Source organism: Pseudomonas sp. N-137 (assembly GCF_034555295.1).
GTDB lineage: Bacteria > Pseudomonadota > Gammaproteobacteria > Pseudomonadales > Pseudomonadaceae > Aquipseudomonas > Aquipseudomonas rhizophila.
The window spans coordinates 837,052-855,137 of the sequence record NZ_JAXUDQ010000006.1 but is presented as its reverse complement, the minus strand read 5'-3'; the positions used below and the strand labels follow the sequence as shown (position 1 = coordinate 855,137).

General features: G+C 58.5%; 19 protein-coding genes. 3 read left to right on the top strand and 16 right to left on the bottom strand.

Annotated features, from left to right (window positions below):
* Positions 1-16 precede the first annotated feature (16 nt).
* The gene (locus T3A99_RS06065; RefSeq protein WP_322834124.1) at positions 17-826 is read right to left on the bottom strand and encodes a MipA/OmpV family protein; all 810 of its coding nucleotides are present in this window, start codon (positions 824-826) and stop codon (positions 17-19) included.
* The gene (locus T3A99_RS06060; protein ID WP_322834123.1) at positions 823-2,304 is read right to left on the bottom strand and encodes an efflux transporter outer membrane subunit; all 1,482 of its coding nucleotides are present in this window, start codon (positions 2,302-2,304) and stop codon (positions 823-825) included. Before T3A99_RS06060 ends, T3A99_RS06065 begins: the two co-directional genes overlap by 4 nt.
* Positions 2,305-2,401: 97 nt before the next feature.
* On the opposite strand from T3A99_RS06060, the gene T3A99_RS06055 reads away from it, so the two are divergent.
* Both T3A99_RS06055 and T3A99_RS06050 read left to right on the top strand, forming a co-directional pair.
* On the top strand, positions 2,402-3,091 hold the full coding sequence (locus tag T3A99_RS06055) for a response regulator (protein ID WP_322834122.1): 690 nt from the start codon (positions 2,402-2,404) through the stop codon (positions 3,089-3,091).
* Between the two features lie 5 nt (positions 3,092-3,096).
* Positions 3,097-4,272 carry a sensor histidine kinase gene (locus tag T3A99_RS06050; protein ID WP_322834121.1) on the top strand — a complete coding sequence of 392 codons (1,176 nt, stop codon included), beginning with the start codon at positions 3,097-3,099 and terminating at the stop codon, positions 4,270-4,272.
* Positions 4,273-4,304: 32 nt separating this feature from the next.
* On the opposite strand, the gene T3A99_RS06045 is transcribed toward T3A99_RS06050, so the two are convergent.
* The 13 genes from T3A99_RS06045 to T3A99_RS05980 form a co-directional block, all read right to left on the bottom strand.
* A complete protein-coding gene (locus T3A99_RS06045) occupies positions 4,305-4,589 on the bottom strand; it encodes a hypothetical protein (protein WP_322834120.1) in 285 nt (94 codons plus the stop codon).
* A gap of 1,447 nt (positions 4,590-6,036) precedes the next feature.
* Complete coding sequence (locus T3A99_RS06035) at positions 6,037-6,768, bottom strand: TIGR03747 family integrating conjugative element membrane protein (RefSeq protein WP_322834119.1); 732 nt, start codon at positions 6,766-6,768, stop codon at positions 6,037-6,039.
* A gap of 88 nt (positions 6,769-6,856) precedes the next feature.
* Complete coding sequence (gene traD, locus T3A99_RS06030) at positions 6,857-8,962, bottom strand: type IV conjugative transfer system coupling protein TraD (RefSeq protein ID WP_322834118.1); 2,106 nt, start codon at positions 8,960-8,962, stop codon at positions 6,857-6,859.
* 9 nt (positions 8,963-8,971) lie between these two features.
* A complete protein-coding gene (locus T3A99_RS06025) occupies positions 8,972-9,487 on the bottom strand; it encodes an integrating conjugative element protein (protein ID WP_322834117.1) in 516 nt (171 codons plus the stop codon).
* Positions 9,484-10,032 carry a lytic transglycosylase gene (locus T3A99_RS06020; protein ID WP_322834116.1) on the bottom strand — a complete coding sequence of 183 codons (549 nt, stop codon included), beginning with the start codon at positions 10,030-10,032 and terminating at the stop codon, positions 9,484-9,486. The genes T3A99_RS06025 and T3A99_RS06020 overlap by 4 nt, the downstream gene beginning before the upstream one ends.
* Positions 10,014-10,733, bottom strand: coding sequence for a TIGR03759 family integrating conjugative element protein (locus tag T3A99_RS06015; protein ID WP_322834115.1), 720 nt, complete (start codon positions 10,731-10,733; stop codon positions 10,014-10,016). The genes T3A99_RS06020 and T3A99_RS06015 overlap by 19 nt, the downstream gene beginning before the upstream one ends.
* A gap of 9 nt (positions 10,734-10,742) precedes the next feature.
* Complete coding sequence (locus T3A99_RS06010) at positions 10,743-11,414, bottom strand: chemotaxis protein (protein WP_322834114.1); 672 nt, start codon at positions 11,412-11,414, stop codon at positions 10,743-10,745.
* Complete coding sequence (locus tag T3A99_RS06005; RefSeq protein WP_322834113.1) at positions 11,411-11,953, bottom strand: PilL N-terminal domain-containing protein; 543 nt, start codon at positions 11,951-11,953, stop codon at positions 11,411-11,413. The genes T3A99_RS06010 and T3A99_RS06005 overlap by 4 nt, the downstream gene beginning before the upstream one ends.
* Before the next feature lie 106 nt (positions 11,954-12,059).
* Positions 12,060-12,806, bottom strand: a complete 747-nt coding sequence (locus T3A99_RS06000) for an ABC transporter substrate-binding protein (protein ID WP_322834112.1) — start codon at positions 12,804-12,806, stop codon at positions 12,060-12,062.
* 52 nt (positions 12,807-12,858) lie between these two features.
* A complete protein-coding gene (gene radC / locus T3A99_RS05995) occupies positions 12,859-13,353 on the bottom strand; it encodes a RadC family protein (protein ID WP_322834111.1) in 495 nt (164 codons plus the stop codon).
* Between the two features lie 100 nt (positions 13,354-13,453).
* Positions 13,454-13,711: a hypothetical protein gene (locus T3A99_RS05990; protein WP_322834110.1), complete on the bottom strand. Its 258-nt coding sequence runs from the start codon at positions 13,709-13,711 to the stop codon at positions 13,454-13,456.
* A gap of 70 nt (positions 13,712-13,781) precedes the next feature.
* Positions 13,782-14,363, bottom strand: coding sequence for an STY4534 family ICE replication protein (locus T3A99_RS05985; protein ID WP_322834109.1), 582 nt, complete (start codon positions 14,361-14,363; stop codon positions 13,782-13,784).
* 899 nt (positions 14,364-15,262) lie between these two features.
* Entirely contained in the window at positions 15,263-15,604 is a 342-nt protein-coding gene (locus T3A99_RS05980; protein WP_223510747.1) for a helix-turn-helix domain-containing protein, read from the bottom strand.
* 209 nt (positions 15,605-15,813) lie between these two features.
* Between T3A99_RS05980 and T3A99_RS05975 the strand changes: the two genes are divergently transcribed.
* The gene (locus T3A99_RS05975) at positions 15,814-16,071 is read left to right on the top strand and encodes a hypothetical protein (protein ID WP_322834108.1); all 258 of its coding nucleotides are present in this window, start codon (positions 15,814-15,816) and stop codon (positions 16,069-16,071) included.
* A gap of 33 nt (positions 16,072-16,104) precedes the next feature.
* On the opposite strand, the gene T3A99_RS05970 is transcribed toward T3A99_RS05975, so the two are convergent.
* Entirely contained in the window at positions 16,105-18,072 is a 1,968-nt protein-coding gene (locus T3A99_RS05970) for a DNA topoisomerase III (RefSeq protein ID WP_322834107.1), read from the bottom strand.
* Positions 18,073-18,086 lie beyond the last annotated feature (14 nt).

Here is an 18,086-nt window from a genome sequence, read left to right as displayed (position 1 = left end):
GCCTGGCGCCTCGTTATCAGAAGGTGTAGTTGATGGCGAACATGCCCAGGCCGGCGCTTTCACGTCGGACCAGCGGGCTGTTACGGGCCTGGTCGGCGTACTGGGTCAGCGTCAGGCTGACCAGTGTCGACCAGTGCGCGTCCAGGCTGTGCTGCCAGTTCAAGGCGGCGGAGTAGGCATAGATCCCGGCGTCGGCTTCGTATCGCCCGTAGAGTGAGCGTTGGCTCTGTGCCTGGGTGACGCCGAAGAAGGTCTGGTTGTAGCGGCCATCACCGGCATGGGCGTCGATGTCCAGGGCCAGGGTGTCGCTGTCGGAGTGGAACAGGATGCCTTCCAGGCCGAATCGGTAGCGGTTACCGCGATGTTCGCCGGCCATGCGCAGTTCGGCTTCGCCACTGACCGACAGCCAGTCAAGCAGTTGCTGGCTGAGGGTGAAGTCGGCGACGGTGGCACCGCTGACATCACCCATGCCGTTCAGCTCGCGGTCGCCCGGGCGGCTGGTGCTGTCCTTTTCCTTACGGCCCAGGTCGTAGTTGATCGCCGCGCTGGCGCCAAAGCCGCTGTCGGATTGAAATTGCAGGCCGACACCACGGGTGGTGTCGGCGAACAGCACGCCGCGCTGGATGCTGAACATCGGCAGCACGAGCGCGCGGTAGCGGTCGGCACCCATGTAGCGCGGCGTGACACCCATGCCAAGGCCCAAGGTGGCGGTGGTTTTGTCGGCTGCGGGGTTGGCGTCGGCCGCCTGTGCTGGGGTTGCGAGCGTGCAGGCCACCAAGGCGGCGCCCCACAGCGCGGTGCGGGTAGTGGGAGTAGTCAAGTTCATGGTGAAACCCTTTCAGCGGAGGAAAATAGCGGTGCGCCGGACAGCGCGCGATACAGCGCCAGGCGGTTGAACAACAACTGGTAGGTGGCCTTGCGTAATTCGATGGCGGATTCAGCCAGACGAATTGAGACGGCCGGGTGTTCTGAGCGTGCAGCCGCACCGGAGGCAATCTGTTGGTCCAGACGCTTGGCCTTCAATGCGGTCAATGCCGCCAGATCAATTTGCGTGTTGGCGTTGGCCAACGCTTGCTGACGTTGAGTCAACAGGTCGGCGATTTCGCGGAAGGCGTCCTGCACGGTCTTTTGGTACTGGGCGACGGCTGACTGTTGGCGAGCGGTCGCGAGATCCAGGTTGGCCTGGTTGCGGCCACCGTCGAACAGCGGAAGGTTCAGTTGCGGGGTGAACAGCCAGGCGCCGCTTCCGGATGAAAACAAGTTGCTCAAGCGCGGGCTGGCGATGCCCGCGCCGGTGCTCAAGGTGATCGAGGGGAAGAACGCTGCTCGCGCGGCGCCGATGTTGGCATTCGCGGCGCGCAGGGTTTCCTCACATTGGCGCACATCGAAGCGCTGCAAAAGCCGCTGGGACGGCAGATCGACCAGCCATGACGGCGGGTTGAGATCGATGACTGGGCTTTGTGCCGCCGCTGCCAGAGGGGCGACTTGATACCCTGTGACCCACGACAACGCCTGTTGCGCACGCGCATGTTCAGCGCTCGCATCCTCAAGTTGCAGCGCGAAACGACGGACCTGCATGCGCTGAGTGTCAACCGTGTCCTGTGCCACTAGACCTGCTTTTTGCTGGCCGTCGAGTACGCTCAGCAGCTGGTTTTGGTTGTCGAGAATGGACTGGGTGTCGGCCCTCACGTCGGCCTGCAAGCGTTCCTGCAAATATAGCCGCGCCACTTCGACGATCAGCGCCTTGCGCGCGGCCTGGGTAGCGTAGCGCGTGGCCAGGTAATCATGTAGCGCCGCTTCGGACAGGCTGCGCACGCGTCCGAAAAAATCCAGCTCAAAGTCCGAAATACCCACGGACGCCACCGCGATGTCCTGCCCATAGCGTTCGTCGGCGGCCTTGTCGTGCAAGTGCTGGCGGTTGCGTTGCAGGCCTAAGGCCACGGTGGGCAGGCGATCGGCGCGGGAAATACCGAACTGGGCGCGGGCTTGCTCGACACGCAGCAACGCCAGGCGCAGGTCACGGTTGTAGTCCAGGGCCTGTTCAACCAGGTGCAGCAACTGCGCCGATGAGTCCAGGCTGCCCAGCAGCTGTTTCTCTTCTTCGCTGAGCGCTTCTACATCGTTGATCGTGGAGGAGGGGGCGTCCGCTACCCGTGTGCCTTGCAGGTTGTCCGGTACCGGCAACACAGGCGTGTGATAGGCAGGCGCCAGCGAACAGCCGGCCAACATGCCGACCAACAGCAAAACCGCGCCGAGGCGTTCGGGCAGCTGGATAGGCTTGGACAGCGGTACGGTGGTGGGCATAGGATCGGTTCGCGAAAGTCGGGCGTAGGGCAATACTGGCAGTGGACTTTCAATAAACCGTTCGTGAATTATCAAGGTTTCATCAAGAGGCTTCTTTGTGTCAGGAAAACGTATCCTCATTGTCGAAGACGATGCCGACAGCGCCAATATTCTCGAAGCCTATCTGCGCCGGGATGGCTTTGAGGTGGCCCTGGCCGAAGACGGCCAGCGCGGTCTGGACCTGCACAAAAGTTGGCGGCCCGACCTGATATTGCTCGACGTGATGCTGCCGCGCTTGAGTGGCACCGAGGTGTTGTCCGCGGTGCGTCGCAGCAGTGACACGCCCGTGATTATGGTCACGGCCATGGGCGACGAGCCGGAGAAACTCGGCGCTTTGCGCTATGGCGCCGACGACTATGTGGTCAAGCCCTACAGCCCGCGCGAGGTGGTGGCGCGCGTGCACGCGGTGTTGCGGCGCACCACGGGCAGCCAGCCGGTGGAACAGCTGTTGCGCCATGAAAACCTGCGAGTGGACCTCGTCGCCTTTACCGCTGCTATTGAACACCGCGATGCGCCAACGCAGCTGCTGGATCTGACGCCGACGGAGTTCAAACTGTTGGTCACCTTGCTCAAGACACCCTCCAAGGCGTTCACCCGTGATGAGCTGCTGGAAATCTGCCTGCCGGAAAGCGAAGCCCTGGCTCGCGTCGTCGACACCCATGTGCATAACCTGCGGCGCAAGCTCGAGATCCATGGCATCGCCGGGGTGCTGGTGACGGTGCGCTCCATTGGCTATCGATTCAGGTGAACAGCATGCTTGAGACATCACGGGTCAACGATAAACCCTTGTGGCGCTGGATCGGCATGCGCATGAGCCTGTTGGCGATTGGCGCGGTGGTGGTGATCGCCATCTGCATGTGGATCAACTTCAGGCTGTCGGACCGGTATTTTTTGCAGCACCTGCCGCCGCCGGCGCGCGAGGAGTTGCTGCAGCTGCGCGCCGAGCCGCAGCTCAACGAAAAACGTCTGCGTCAATTGGTTGCCGAATATTATCCGGTGGAATTCTTCCAGCCGGACATTGCCAACCGTGACTGGCTGATTCTGGCTTGCCTGGTGCTGGCCGCCATCCCGATTATCATCGTCTTTGGCTTGTGGTTTTCGCGACCCTTGTCCAGCCAGTTCTCGGCGATTGCCCAGGGCGCGCGGCGGGTCGCCGGCGGTGATTTCCTGACGCGACTGCCGGTTCATCGCGACGCACCTGATGAGCTGCAGCACCTGATCAGCGACTTCAACAGCATGACGACGCAACTGGAGCGCTATGAGCGCGATGTACGCGATTCCAGTGCGGTCATCGCCCACGAATTGCGCACGCCATTGAACGCCGCCATGGGCCGGGTGCAGGGAATGCTCGATGAGGTGTTCCCCAGTGATGCCGCGCAGTTGGGCATGGTCAAGCGTCAGCTCGATCAACTGCGCAAACTGGTGGATGACCTGCACCTGTTGTCGATGGCCCGTGCCGGCCGGTTGGTGCTGGAGCGCAGCGATTTTTCCCTGGCGGCCCTGGTCGCCGAGCGGCTGGCCTGGTTCCAGCCGCAACTGGATGGGGCCGGCGTGTGCACGCAGGTCAGTATTGCCGATGGGGTTCGTCTCCATGCCGATCGTGATCGCCTGGGCCAGGTGATCAATATCTTGGTGGATAACCTGCTGCGTTACGCGGCTGGTGGGGGCGAATTGAGCGTGATGGCGCGTCGAGTCGAAGACCAGGTGGTGATTGAGATCTGTGACCGTGGCCCAGGGATCGAGGCAGAGCACCTGGACAGCGTATTTGACCGCTTCTGGCGGGCGGAGCGCTCCAGGGCGCGTTATTCGGGAGGCAGCGGGTTGGGCTTGTCGATTGCCCGTGCGATCTGCCGAGCCCATGGCGGCATGATAACGGCGGAAAATCGCGCCCTTGGGGGGGCACTCATTAGCGTGAGAGTTCCTGTTTAATGCCTTAGTTATGATGCTGTTGCAGCCCTAGATTAACGATTCTCGTTACTTGACATCTGAAGCGGTGCCTGCACGCTGCACTTAGTGATCGCGGCAATAGCGAGCCCAGCCTTCGGATCGGAAGTCGGCCTTTTCAAAGTGATTGATAGCAGCGACAGCTCGATAGTACCCAGCGCTTCCTCTGGCCGTTTGGGTGTAGCTCTCAGTGGAAAGAAAGCCGGCAAGGCCGCTGGCAGTTGATCTTGGTAACGCGGCATCCAATTGCGGATCATATTGGCGTTGATGTAAGCAAATGTACGCAGCTGATGCTTGAGCATTTCGCACCGAGCCAGAGAAGTCAAATTGACTGCGGATGTTCGCTGCCGAGCGATACAAACGCCAGATTGAACGACTATTTGCCCCGGTACCGCTCACTAGCTATCGCTTTCGACGAGTGCCCGTATGCGTAGCCACCCCTTCCACATCGGTGCAATGACGAAGAGCTCGGCTACCGAGAGTGATCTAGCTCGGGGCTTGTTGGGATAGAATGTTAGATTCGACCGCAGCTACTTAGAGAGCCTGTAGCTGTCCCGACATTATTCAATATTCGTCAAACTGCGGATTTGTACTCATATGAGTGACTCATCCCTAACGATCTTTCCCTAGAGTTTGCCGAAAATCACAAAAATGGATGATTCAAAGGCTCAAAAAAAAGATGGTAGAAAAAGATCTTTTTATGAATGCTATACGTAGAAATCTCCAAAATATGCGCTGTTAGGTTAAACGAGTTTTGCATTTTCTAACTGTGAGCCAGCGTTGTCAGGACCTGTGGTAGCCGTTTAGGATGTCGCATTTGGCTAGGTATTGCTTTTTCGCAAGCGCCACTTTTTATGGCTTTAACCAAGTCATTCGAATGGGGAACTATAGCACCCCAGGCGGCGCGCCAATTGGTCCCGTGGCGGTCCACAACGAATTTGCGTGACGAGGCCTCGCCTCGGGTCCGGCACAACCTAAACGTGTACTTCACCCATCTCACAACTCGCACTTTCCTGACGCACCACACTAGATTTCTCGCTGCAGCAGCGCCGGTTTAAAAATGTTGCCATCCGGCATCACCGGCAAGGCATCAACCACCGCAATGCGCTTGGGGATCGCTGCTCGCTCACCGATGTGCCGGGCGGCAAACTCTGTCAGTTGCTCGGTGGTGCATTCCTCTCAGCGCTCACCCTCGGCAGGGTTTTGGTCAGGGAGTGGGTATTATCAATCCAGTATTTGAGCGTTCCAAATAGATGTTCAACGGTCTGGCAGCTCACCCCTCACCATCGCTGGATCATGTTCTAGGAGACCCTGCATCGCGTCGACTACAGCCTCATACTCCCGGCGTTTCAAACGGCGCGCAACGAGCGGCCGACGAAACGGGCAACTGAAATCAGTTGTTGCCACATAAGTGGCAGCCGATTAATTACGCAAAGCGTGATGTCCGTACGCTTAAAGTGTTCGCAAGCAGATGTCGTCCAATGATCCCTGAATATCGGACTAATTAGTTTCGCCAAAGCGGTTTCCCTGCCTTGTTCTTGGTAGTTTTTGCGCTAAGAATATTGAGTATCGTGCCCGGTATCATTTATCTGGAGAAATCGCCTACTCACTTGCATGTTCTTTACATTTGAGGGACTGTACTAGGCTATCCGTACCACTTTCGTACCACGACCATCCCATGCCCGGCGCCCCGTTCCTTTCTTTTTGGCTGTAGCAATCTCATGCACTACACTCTACCAGTACGTTCTATCAAAGGTACTTTTTGAAGGTTGCCGCGGTGATCATAGTTGCTATTCCGAGCATCACCGCGCAAGGCAAAAAAATCGCCATGGGATTGGGCGAAAACGGTAAGGACAGGTAGATAATCCAGGGCACGATCAGCAGTGGTAACATTGCTTGCTTAGCACGATGATAGACAAAGCTGCTTTCTTGCCCTGCGCCAAATTTGCGTAGGTCACGGCGCATTAGCCCATCAACAAAGCCAGTGAGCATGCTCAGCAAGAACAGTGGCGTGGCTAAGACCAGAATGGTCAGACGCACTACAAAGGTGAAGGTAATGTATACCGCGGCCAGCACGAAATCTTCAATACTCACATAGAGCTGATTGGTCCAGTGCCAGAACCTATTTCCCTGGCTCGACACCCGGGCCTGATGAGCAAAGTCCGCAAATCCAGTTTTGACCAAAAGCCGCTCGGTGAGGAGATCCAGTATCTGGACGATCATCTGCCCAGGTTGTTGGAGAATGAATGAAGATTTGAAGTGCTCGCTAAGCCAACCCAGTTCATTAGTCAGCATGCCTTGGCTGTGTCTCCAGCCTTGATCCCCCCAGAAGAAAAGCAGGCCAGCCCACTCGATCAAGATCGAGAACAGCAATGAGGCAATTAACAAACTGATGATGCGCAATACTAAGCCGATCGCTGAGATGATCAATCCCGGGCGCTGGGTCGGTTGTGGCGGCGTGTTCCGGACGGAAGTCGCCATCGTTCACTCCATTGTGCTTTGCATTTGGTATCGTCAGGAAACCTTCTGAATAGCTTGCTGCTGAATCGAAACCTGTGGTGGGGTAGGGCTACCCCACCTGATCCAGATCGAAGTTGGTAGTTGGGCCGCCACCGCTGGCGCTCCACCATTGTCCCGCCTGTGCGTTGTAGGTGGCCCGCATCCGCTGTGTTAGCTCCTGCAGGTCCTTAGGCATGGCATCATCGTTGGAAGGTTTTGGCAATGGCATGCGGACTTTCCACAGTTGGCCACCAGCCTGGAAGGAGAACATTTGCCCCTTGGGCAAACTGACGATGTGAGCCGGCTCGATCAGCGGCACACTGGTGCTGCTGACACGGTCCTGTGAGGACGAGGTGAAGTCCGTGTTGGCCTCAGGATCGGAGGTGTCGGTGGCGCCCGACACCAGGGTTTTGGTCAGCACGTTGACCTTAGGCAACTGCTGGGTGAGCAGCTCCGCAGTGGCGGTCTCGCGCACGCGGAGCATCTGCAGGGTGTTGAAGTTACCGATGACCTGGCCGGCCTTGGCCCGGTTGCCGATTCGCGCTTCGATATCGCTAAGGGTCTGGGTGTAGGCCGTCACCTGGATGCCGGCCCCGCCGCCCTTGTTGATCAGCGGGATGAATTCATCACCCATCAACTCGTTGAACTCATCGGCGTGGAGGTTGATCGGCAACTTGTCACTGTTGTTACCCGATTGGGGCAGGCCATGGTCGATGCCGTGTTTGTAGATGTGTCCGGCGACCGAGACCAAGTCGGCGAACATGGAGTTGCCCACCGCGGCGGCCACCTCGGCGTCGGTCAGCGCATCCAGACCGACGTAGACGATGCCGCGTTTTCGGATGACCTGCATCCAGTCGAAGATCGGCCGCGGGTCATCCAGGTCGGTGTAGTTGGGGGCCAGTAACTGGGCGGTCTTGCCGGTGGTGAGTTTCTCCAGCAGCGGCAGTAGCGAGGCAACGATCTTGTCGAAGTAAGTACGGTCGTAGCGCACTGCCGAACGCAGTCCGTCCATTACCGGATCAAATACCCGTTTGGCCGCCAGGTACTGCTCGATGGCCACCACACGCTTTTCGCGCCCGATCATATGCCGGGGAATGTTCTTCTCGGTGAGCTTGCCTTCAAGTTGGACGATCACTTCCCAGGCTTTCGGATCGGTCTTGGCGAAAAATTGCTGGGCGTATTCGATGAACAGTGCGTCGATGTTGACCACATGTCGCTGGATCTGCAGGTAGTCCGGACGTCGGCCCAGTTCGATCAGTGCGCGGGCGATGATGTTGACGAAACGCCAGGCGAACTCACGGAAGGCCGCAGAGTTGCCTTCACCACTGAGTTGCCCAGCAATGCGAGACGCCACCTCAGAAATGCGTCCGAAACGTCCCACGGCGTTGTAGCGGGCCGAGATCTCCGGCCAGCCTAGATGGAAAACATAAAACTCCTTTTCCCGACCAGCGCGTTTGGCTTCGACGTACATCCGTTTGAGCAAGTCGGCATCGCCCTTCGGATCGAAGACGATGACCACCTCATGTTCGATGCGATGAATGTCCTGGGTGATGTACACCTCGGCGAGTCGCGTCTTGCCAACACGGGTAGTGCCGAGCACTAGGGTGTGTCCGACCCGTTCGCCCAGCGGCAGACTGACTTCCGTTTCGTCGGGGTCGACCCCATGCAACAGCGGCGAGCCACCGACCGGGGGCAAAGGGCGCAGCGGATTGAAGGCACTGTCCCAGGCCGTGACACGGGCCAGTATCGAGAGTGGAAACGGTGCATGCTCCAGGCGCCGTTCGAGTCCACGGGCCAGGCGGTAGCTGGTCGGTTGGTCGACATAGTGGGCGACCCCCGGATCCTGGGCCTCGACCAAGCGCTGGGTGTGCAGGCGGGTCCAGCGAAATCCTCGGCCCATGAACAGACGCTTGCGGCTGACTGGAATCTGCCGACTGGTCAGTTCGTAGCGGGGCAGCCGGCGGATATTGCGTCGATAGCGCAACACCTCCCAGGCTTGTCGCAGGCGGATCAGGCCGAACAGGGCATAGGCCAGCGCCGCAACCTGCCCGATCTCGGGTGACAGGGCCACGGCCCAGGGCGAGGCCATGCACAGCACTGCGGCCGCGATGCAGATCGCTACGGTGTACAGCTCCACCGCTGGCCGGAGCTTGGATTCCATCGCATGCTCGGCCATGACCTGGACTCACTGTTCCAGTGAGGTGGCAGTGATCAAGACGGGGTAGTGCTCGATCTGCAAGCGGGTGGCGATGTCGTTACCGTTGATCGGCAGGATGGTGAGGTTCGGAGCGGCTGTTCGAATCCGCGCCAAAGCTTCGGTGTCGGCCACTTCGACGGCGAGGCCGGCCGCGCCCATTTCGTGCAGTTCGGCCGCACGTTGACGCAACCAAGCCAGTGACTGGGGATCCTCCCCGACCAGGAAAAATGGTCGCAAGCCCGGCATGTTCAGGGCGCGAGACGTGATCTGGCCGGGGCTCAAGTGAGAGCTGCGGACGGGCAATATCCAGGCTTCATCGGCAAACGTGGACAGGTCCGCACGCATGGTCCGATCAGGCTGGGTCTTGTTGTTTAATGACGGCCCGGCAACTTGAAAATGGGGTCGGGTGAAGTCGCTAGGCTGATCCCCGGCTACGGTCAGTTCCGGCTGGGCGAAAGGTGCCAAGAGCAGGGTGAAATAGTAGGTAAGGGGGATTCGCTTCATGGTGGTGTGCCCTGTTCAAAGGAAATCAGCAGCTGTTCGAGTCTCTGGGAAAAGCCAGCACGGTAGCGTGCTGCCGGCGCGCCTCCTGCCGGACGGTGATAGCGCCCGGCAGCCAACACCCAATCACCGGTGGAAGCGTGATGCTCCTGCAGCAGCGCGGCGGTTACGGCGAGATTTCGGTAGGGATCAAGGGCTTCGCAAGGGCTGGAAAAGCGTTGCCCGTGATAACCCAGGTTGGTTTGGCCGAGTCCGGCATCGACCCGCTTGGCGTCATGTCGGGCAAGCGCCTGAAGCAAGGCGTGACAGGCGGCTTGGCGAGTAGCGAAGCGGTAAGGGCTACCGGCAATATTCAGGGTCCAGGGCCAGGGCAGCAGTCGACCCCGGACGCGGATACCACTCTCCTGCAGGGCAATCGCGAACAGCACCGTAGAAGGGATATCGGCGTCATGCGCCGCCAGTTGGTAGGCCGGAGGCGGAAGTTCGTCAGCCGGGGCGGCGAGCACCGTCAGCAGGAGCGCAATACCACTCAGTCGAGGCGTTGCCATCGTCCATTCACCTGTTGAAATTTGGCAGGCAATGGCCCCGGGGCACCCAGGCTGAACCAGCGACCACGGTCATGGTTTAGGGTGATCTGCCGGCGTTGAACCTTGGCCGGATCGATGTCTGCTTGCCGAGCCCAGCTACGGACGCGTTCATCCTCGCCTTGGCTGCCCACCAGGTAGATATCGAACGTCGTGTCGCTGCTTTGCAGATGCTGCGCTTCGGCGGTGCACGCTGGGCAGTGGTCCTCCACAAATAGAGATTGGCGCGGCACGACCGATGAGCTGACAGGGGACGGGGATGCCATGCCCTGGATCGGCAGCAGCCCGGGAAACAGCTTGGCCCAGGCCGCGGTGTAGGCGTTTTGGTAGGCCAATTCGCGCTCGGCGCGTTTGGCTTCCAGCGCTACCTGTAATTCGGCATAGCGCTGGCGCTCTTGGTCGGTCTGGGCTTCAACCCCGAGTGCGGTCAACGGATCGAGGTCCGGACTCCAGAAACCGCGCGGGCCGGCTTGGATCTGTTCGAAGCGCGTCCACTCCTGCTCCGTCAGGCCCCAGCTTGCCGCCTGTTCAGAGTGAGAGCGCCCCAGCGGAGCGGACGGTGTGTCCTGGATCTGTGACTGTGTCGTGATGGGGTTACCCATCGCAGCACCTGTGGTCAGTAGCGAAACCAGGCAGGCGACGGGGAGTAGTGGCGCTCTGTTCATGATCGCTTCTCAAGGGAGGTGCACGGTCTGGTCTGGCTGAGCGGTCACCGCGAAGATGGCTGAGTTCGGCTCCAGTACTTTCAGGTGCCAGGCTCCGAGCTGCTCGCCGCTATGCAGTAGCCGAACATCCCTGAGCGAGCGACTGCCATGGGGTGCGACCGCCAGAAAGCGCTCACCCCCGCGGGACTCGACACCCAGCACTGAGAACGGTGGTGAGAGGGGGATGGGCTTGGGGCGAGTGGTCTGTTTCGGCTTGGTCGCGGAAGACGTCGGTGGTGGGAGTGATGGCTGGGTCTTGAGGTCCATGAGCTGCTGCTCGACGTGCTCGAGGCGTGCGCGTAGCGTTGTCATGTCGGCCGCGGTGGCACGGGCTGCCAGACCATCGCGCAGTTCCTGTATCTCTTGCGCCCATTGATCCAACATCGGATCGAGGGTATTGGCCTGTTGCTCACCGCTATCGACCATCTGCTTCAGGTCTTTCAGCGCGAACTGCAGCTGCTCCTGTGCATCCTTGAGGGCGTTTGAATCACGTTGCAGGGTGTCCAGGGTTTGTCGGTATTGCGTGTTCGTGCTCTGTAGGTCGGCCACGTGTTGATACTGGTTATACAAACCACCACTCAGGCCGGCAATTGCCAGGCAAAGGAGCCCGACGATAAGGGTTTGAAACGTTGTGGCTTTCATGGGCGTGGCTCCGACTGATGGGGCGAGACGGGTGTGAGCAGCGCGACGCCGACATCCGTTTTCTGCTGTTCGAAGCAGACCGAACGGCTGGCTTCATCGGTCGTGAGTTGCCAGGCGGGGCCAACCAGCACTTGTAGCGCGCGGCGAAAAGAGATCGGGCCGAGCCGGTAATGGGCTGCAGGCAGAGACCGGGTAAACAGCACCTTCACCGACGCGGAAGCTGGACAGAGCGAATAGCCCGAGCGCTGCAATACGTACTGCAACGCATCCTGTACCGAAGGATTCAGGTTGGACGGGATACTCACGTCGATGATTTGGGCGAGAAGATCGCGTTGTTCCGTGGTGGGCTCAGTGCTGACCAGCGTATAGCGGCCATAGCGGAGTTCTGTCGGATCGCTTGCTTCGGCTGTGCCCTTCGAGAGTTGGGCTCGATTGAAACCACCGTTGATCTCTGGATGGGTCGGCAATGGGTTGGGGATTTGCGCGGTGCAGGCGCTCAACAAACCCAGCAGGCAGGCAGGCGTGAAAAAACGCTCCATGGAAAAAACCTCATGTCAGATTCAGTGCAGAACCTGACATGAGGTGAAGGAGCGATTCAGTGAGAAAGTTGATTTAAGGCGGGTCGTGTTAACGCTGAACACGTTGTTATTCATCAAAAATGGCGAGCCCATCCAAGACGGCAGCGTCGGGATCGAAGATCAATAATCGCACATCCGCCAATGCCGCGAGGTACAGCACCTCGATCAACGCTACTGGCGTACCGGCATCGAGTTGCTCTTGCCTCAGCGATGAGTAAGGACGGCCCTCAATCTTCACCAGGTTATCGTCGGTCCATGGCGTGCCGATCAGTTTGCAACCGATGCCACAGCAATCCGACAACGTGAACAGCTCGAACAAGAGGCCGGTTTGCCTCGGAGCGGAGTGACTGATCCACCCTTCCAGATAGAGCATCGCTTCTTCAGGAAGGTGTGCGGTACTGATCTCCCAGGCTCGACTGTAGTGTCCCGTTTCGAAGCTCAAGCGATGGACCATGGCTTGGGCTTCTTCCTGGGAGTACAGATCGCCGACATGATGCTGCTCGTTGAGCATCTCGCCAATCACGGCGTAGATCACTTGGCGCACCAGCCCGGTGGACTGACAGCGTTCATCCAACTCATCCGGAATGGATTGGCCTTCGGTGATCAAGGCGAAATCGTCATTGAACAGGCAGGGGAACAGTTGCAGCTCATCGTCGGGCAGATGGGCTTGTGCGTCATGCACGGGTCGAAAGCAGGGAGGGCAGTCGTTTTCGTAGGTGATCAGTAGCAGCCGTTCGATATGCAGGTTGTCGTAACCGCGAGCAAATGGGTTTGAGGCTGCCAGCAGGGCTACGGCTTGGGGTGTGAGATTCATGAGGGGGCTCCGGAATGAAAATGAACTAGGCGCCCGAAGACGCCTGTGAGGGTTAAAGCCAGCCGTATTCGGCAAGGGAGAGCGGACGACCTTCACCCACGATGAAGTGATCCAGTACGCGCACTTCGATCAAGGCCAAGGCCTCTTTCAACCGTGCGGTCAAGACGCGATCCGCCTGGCTGGGTTCGGTACACCCTGAGGGGTGGTTGTGAACAAAAATGGCGGCCGCAGCGTTATGCGCTAAGGAGCGCTTAACGACTTGGCGGGGGTAAACGCTGGCGCCATCAATGCTGCCGTGAAAGAGCACTTCGAACGCCAGCACACGGTGCTTGGCGTCGAGAAAGATCACACCGAAGACTTCATGGTCTCGGTGCGCAAGATGCAGTTTTAGGTAAGCATCTACGGTGTCTGGGGCGGTCAGGATAGGGCCGCGGTTGAACAGCCGACGATCCAGAATATGCAGCGCTTCGTCGATCACCTGGTTTTCTTGGACGATACGATCAGCCTCGAAATCCGAGGTTTCAATCAGTGTGAGTTGGGTGCTCATGGTGGTACCTCCGAAGGGAACAATCAGGGGTACACACCCGAGGGGAGCGGTGTCCCCGAGGTGGATGTAGAGTCGCGGGTGTTAGTCGTTGGCGCGCTGTTTACAGCCGAGTGAATCGGTGGCGTTGACCGTGTAGGGGCGAACCACAGCCGTCGCAGGGCAACGGGGAAAAGGCTCTTATTCCCCAGCCGGCTTCGGGGTCGAAGTCGGCACTGATGGGCATTAAGCGAACCAGTCCACGATGGATGTCAGCGATGCGTTTCTCGATTTCATTCGTCGTGAAATAGAGCGACAACGTGCTGTAGTCCTCGTAAGCCGTTGCGAACAGGCACTCGTCGCAAAGCCAGAAGGATTCCATAAGGTTCTCCTGTGCTGATTGAAGAAAAGGCGCTCGACGGAGCGCCTTGATGAGGAGCATCGTGGACTGTTCAGACGGACTGAACGGTACGGGTGGCATCACGGCGAGCCGTGCGGGTAGTGGATGGAGATTCAGGTTCGACCCGAGCGTCTGTTGGGGTTTCGATCCCCTCAGCTTCGGCATCAGCTGATGGTGGGGATGACTCACTGTTTGGCGCTTGCTCAGCAGGTGCTGTTGCTTCCTGCCTGGCGGGCGCTTTGTACTCGAACGTGCCGTTGACCTTGATCCAGTCGATGAACAGCAAACGACCTTTCAGGCTGGCGCCCGGTTGACCTTGTTTATCGCCTTTCTCGTAGAGAAACGGGTCGATCCACAGATCGCCGATACGGAACGACAGCAAGACTTTTTTCTCGGCGTTGACGGCGTCCATATTGAGACGAATCAAGCGTTCAGCTTCGCCCCCAGCGACTTTGCAGTCGAAGCGTGTGTACTCCACAGCATCGGTGGCACCGTGCAGGGCTGCGATATCGCAGGCCATGAATGGTTGGCCGCGGCGGACTTGTACTTCACGAACACGGTTGAGGTAGCCGATACCGACGGTGTGCAGATTGAAGTAAGTGATCGCTTCTTGGGGTTGGTTGGCGTGGGCCATGGTGGTTCTCCTGTTTCAAGGGAAAACGGCGACCCACAGTCCCTGACGGGGAAGTGAGCCCCCGTCAGGGTGGGTAAGGTGAAGGCGAGCAATGAACGACTCGGCACCGGCAAGCCGATGACGATCAGAACATGCGTCTGGGGAATAGCAGTGCAGCAGAGGAGCGTCTGCGGTGGTGATCCGCAGGCATAGAGTAGTGGGCATTCATCACCGCTGAAGCGGTAACCGCGCGAGCTTCCGAACGCTGATCGCACTTGGGTAAACCACCACGAACGTGGCGTAGCCTTGAAGGTTCAAGCTACCTGGGCTGGGCTGTCAACGACAGCGAACCACGCCCTTTGTATAAGCCTGTCACAGGGGAGCGTCAAGACGCTGCAACCCGATTTTTTAAGGCCGGAATACAGTGGCAGTTATTGGAATGAAAAAATGAAGAGTGGGCCTGACGGATAGCCAGGCGAGGAAGAGAAAAGCCACCTTTGGCGTTCTTACGCAGTCGACAAGCTCCTCGCAAAACTTGGTTTAATTGCGCCATGATTCGCCAACCGACCCTTGTCGTGGCCTGGGTCGGAAGCTACTGGCACGCATCCGCGCACAAAGGGTGCCCGGTGTTTCCCCGGCGGGCTCCGGGACTGAATACGATCGCCGAAGCGGATGACCGCTGTTGCCCTAGAGGCAACAGTGGTCATCCGCCACCACGATCAGGTCGAGCACAAAACGGGAGCGAAATCCCACAGAAGAGAAGGCTCCGAACTCAATGAGTTCGACCGAGCTGCCCGGAGCGAATCGGTCTTGGGTCGCCGTTGGCGATGATCCTGAGGCACTACAGCAGAGAGGGCGGGATGACGTCAAGCCAGTGGGCGATCCCTCATGGGACACTACATTGAGCGCGATGAAAGAGGTTACTTACTGCCGAGATGAGCAGCCAATTGTTCGACGGTAGCCAGGATAAAGGCACGGTCGCTTTCTTTCAGACCGTTCAGCAGACCCGCGATCATCTGGCCCTGGTCATTGGGACGATTACTCGACTCCGTCAGCAGTTCATCCATCCGGCAGTCGAAAATATCCGCTAACTGCATCAGCTTGACCACGGAAAGCTCCACCACACCCCGCTCTAGGCGCGATATGGCTTCACTGCCGATCCCCATGCGTTCAGCCACCTCTTCCTGGGTCAGATTACGCTCGGTCCGGTGCTTCGCGATCATGCGCCCGATTTGGGCTTGGGTTGGATGTTTATGTGCCAAGTGATGAGTTCTCCAGTTCAACCCGAATGGTTGAGCAAAGACTCGTTGACATGAACATCCTTAAAGGTTGAGTATCGACTTATAAGGTTGTTATATTGGCTGAAATTGCTGTGTATTGCGACGTGGCTTCTATTCCTCCAGGAATCAGAGTCCGAGGTGGTCAGTGAGAATGAACGGTCTTGTAGGGCCAAGCTGAGGAACGGTTGAGCATGGAAGAGAAGAGCGAGAACGTCATGGATCTGATTTGGGATCGAACACTGGAGCTGTTCATCATGATCCATGATTGCCCGGATAACCCTGAGCACTTCGACAATCTTGTCCATTGGCTCAACGAAGATCCTGCTCACCTGAAAGCGTTTAACGAACTGGGGCAGATATGGATTGCGACAGGCATCGCCTTGGCCCGTGAAATCGGACAACCGTTAAGCGACTTGGAGAGGGATCAGCCGCCGCTGATGATGCACTGATCAGTAATACTCCTGTCGATCTCCAATGGCTCGTCATGGGCGACGCGTATTTTTTCTGATCGGAATTGCACCCTTACAGCCGGGGTACTGGGAGCATGACCAGAACAGCCCTGATTTCCCCTTTCTCCTGAGCATTGAGGCGTTGCAAATGGGGCAGGTCGGGCCGGCTTCGACAGGTACCGCCAAGGTGAGTGCTCCGCAGTGTGCGACCAACTGCGCAATCCAGTTCGCCTGCTTGTCGATGAATGCATCTAGGGACAGGCGTCCCGCTTCGATCTCGTCCAGGGCCTGTTCCCAGATCGCGGTCATGCCGGGGTCTGCGATTGCAGCGGGTACCGCCTCGATCAGGGTATGGGCCGCTGCTGAGGCCATCAAGGCACGTTTTTTCTTCAGCAAATAACCGCGATCAATCAGCCCCTTGATGATGCCGGCTCGCGTGGCTTCGGTACCGATACCGGTGGTGTCCCGAAGTTTCTGTTTCAGGCGTGGGTCGTTGACCAGCTTGGCCACATTTTTCATGGCCTTGATCAGATCGCCCTCGGTGAGAGGTTTGGGAGCGGCGGTGCGCAGGGCCTTGAGTTCGACGTCGTCCACTGCGCACTGAGTACCCTGTTGCAAGACGGGTAAAACTTGGGACTTGTGATTGGGCTCATCCTCCTCGGTGTTCTCGCAGAGCAAGCCTTTCCAGCCCTGGACCAGGATCTGTTTGCCAACAGCAGTCAATCGTTCTTCGCCACACTGCAGTACGACCTGGGTTCGATCAAACTCATGATGCGGAAGAAATTGCGCGAGGTAGTGGCTACGGATCAGTTCGTAGACTTGGCGTTCTTGTTCGGACATCCGCGCAATGTTCGCCGGTTCGATGGTGGGGATGATGCCGTGGTGCGCGGTGACCTTGGCATCGTTCCACACGCGGGAATGCAGTGATCGATCGAGTCTTCCGAATGAGGGCTGCAGCGCGGGATCCGTTTTGAGCAGGGCTTCGAATACCGCGGGTACCTCGTTGAACATACTCTCTGGCAAATAGCGGCAATCGCTGCGCGGGTAGGTGGTGGCTTTGTGAGTTTCGTACAGAGCCTGGGCGATGTTCAGGACTTCCTGGACGCCGAGACCCAACTTGCGCGAGCAGACTTCTTGCAGTGTGCTCAGGTCGAAGGGCAGCGGTGGCGCTTCGCGGGAGTGCTCAGTCTGCAGCGAGAGTACTGTGGTGGTCATACCGCTAGAGATCGCTTGGACCGCGTGACGGGCAAGCGTCTGCTGCAGGCAACGACCGGCCTCATCTCGTCCTGAGCTGGGTGGTTGCCACGACGCGATGAATGGTTGCCCCATTGAGGACAGGTGCACATTTACGTCCCAGTAGGGCACTGAGACGAAGCTGGCAATCGCGCGATCCCGATCGACCACCAAGCGCAAAGTGGGTGTTTGGACGCGTCCGACCGACAGTACGCCATCGTATCCCGCCCGCCGTCCGAGGAGAGTAAACAAGCGACTGAGGTTCATGCCGATCAGCCAGTCGGCGCGGCTGCGGGCGAGGGCTGAATGATAGAGCGGGAAGGTCTCCTGACTAGACTTCAGCGAGGACAGTGCTTTGCGAATCGAGGCCTCGTTGAGTGCGGACAACCAGAGGCGCTCAACGGGACCTCGATACTTGCAGAGCTCCAATAACTCCCGGGCAATCATCTCACCTTCGCGATCGGCGTCGGTCGCGATGACGACGCTGGTGGCTTCACTGAGCAGGCGTTTGATGACTTTGAACTGTGTCGCAGATTTAGGTTTGACCTCGACTTGCCACTGCTTGGGAATGATCGGTAGATGATCCAATGACCAGTTCTTGTACTGAATGCCATAAGCTTCGGGTGGGGCCGTCTCCAGCAGATGGCCAATGCACCAGGTGACGGTTGAGTCGATACCGATCAGACAGCCATCACCGCGCCGGGTGGCTCCGAGTACTTTGGCAATGTCCCGACCTTGGGAAGGTTTCTCGCAGAGAAAGAGACGCATAGAACTGCTCCGGA

Excerpts from the sequence above, each read along its gene's own strand:
- T3A99_RS06065 (WP_322834124.1), bottom strand. The coding sequence starts at position 826 with ATGAACTTGACTACTCCCACTACCCGCACCGCGCTGTGGGGCGCCGCC.
- T3A99_RS06060 (WP_322834123.1), bottom strand. The coding sequence starts at position 2,304 with ATGCCCACCACCGTACCGCTGTCCAAGCCTATCCAGCTGCCCGAACGC.
- T3A99_RS06050 (WP_322834121.1), top strand. The coding sequence starts at position 3,097 with ATGCTTGAGACATCACGGGTCAACGATAAACCCTTGTGGCGCTGGATC.
- T3A99_RS06045 (WP_322834120.1), bottom strand. The coding sequence starts at position 4,589 with ATGCTCAAGCATCAGCTGCGTACATTTGCTTACATCAACGCCAATATG.
- T3A99_RS06035 (WP_322834119.1), bottom strand. The coding sequence starts at position 6,768 with ATGGCGACTTCCGTCCGGAACACGCCGCCACAACCGACCCAGCGCCCG.
- traD (WP_322834118.1), bottom strand. The coding sequence starts at position 8,962 with ATGGCCGAGCATGCGATGGAATCCAAGCTCCGGCCAGCGGTGGAGCTG.
- T3A99_RS06025 (WP_322834117.1), bottom strand. The coding sequence starts at position 9,487 with ATGAAGCGAATCCCCCTTACCTACTATTTCACCCTGCTCTTGGCACCT.
- T3A99_RS06020 (WP_322834116.1), bottom strand. The coding sequence starts at position 10,032 with ATGGCAACGCCTCGACTGAGTGGTATTGCGCTCCTGCTGACGGTGCTC.
- T3A99_RS06015 (WP_322834115.1), bottom strand. The coding sequence starts at position 10,733 with ATGAACAGAGCGCCACTACTCCCCGTCGCCTGCCTGGTTTCGCTACTG.
- T3A99_RS06010 (WP_322834114.1), bottom strand. The coding sequence starts at position 11,414 with ATGAAAGCCACAACGTTTCAAACCCTTATCGTCGGGCTCCTTTGCCTG.
- T3A99_RS06005 (WP_322834113.1), bottom strand. The coding sequence starts at position 11,953 with ATGGAGCGTTTTTTCACGCCTGCCTGCCTGCTGGGTTTGTTGAGCGCC.
- T3A99_RS06000 (WP_322834112.1), bottom strand. The coding sequence starts at position 12,806 with ATGAATCTCACACCCCAAGCCGTAGCCCTGCTGGCAGCCTCAAACCCA.
- radC (WP_322834111.1), bottom strand. The coding sequence starts at position 13,353 with ATGAGCACCCAACTCACACTGATTGAAACCTCGGATTTCGAGGCTGAT.
- T3A99_RS05990 (WP_322834110.1), bottom strand. The coding sequence starts at position 13,711 with ATGGAATCCTTCTGGCTTTGCGACGAGTGCCTGTTCGCAACGGCTTAC.
- T3A99_RS05985 (WP_322834109.1), bottom strand. The coding sequence starts at position 14,363 with ATGGCCCACGCCAACCAACCCCAAGAAGCGATCACTTACTTCAATCTG.
- T3A99_RS05975 (WP_322834108.1), top strand. The coding sequence starts at position 15,814 with ATGGAAGAGAAGAGCGAGAACGTCATGGATCTGATTTGGGATCGAACA.
- T3A99_RS05970 (WP_322834107.1), bottom strand. The coding sequence starts at position 18,072 with ATGCGTCTCTTTCTCTGCGAGAAACCTTCCCAAGGTCGGGACATTGCC.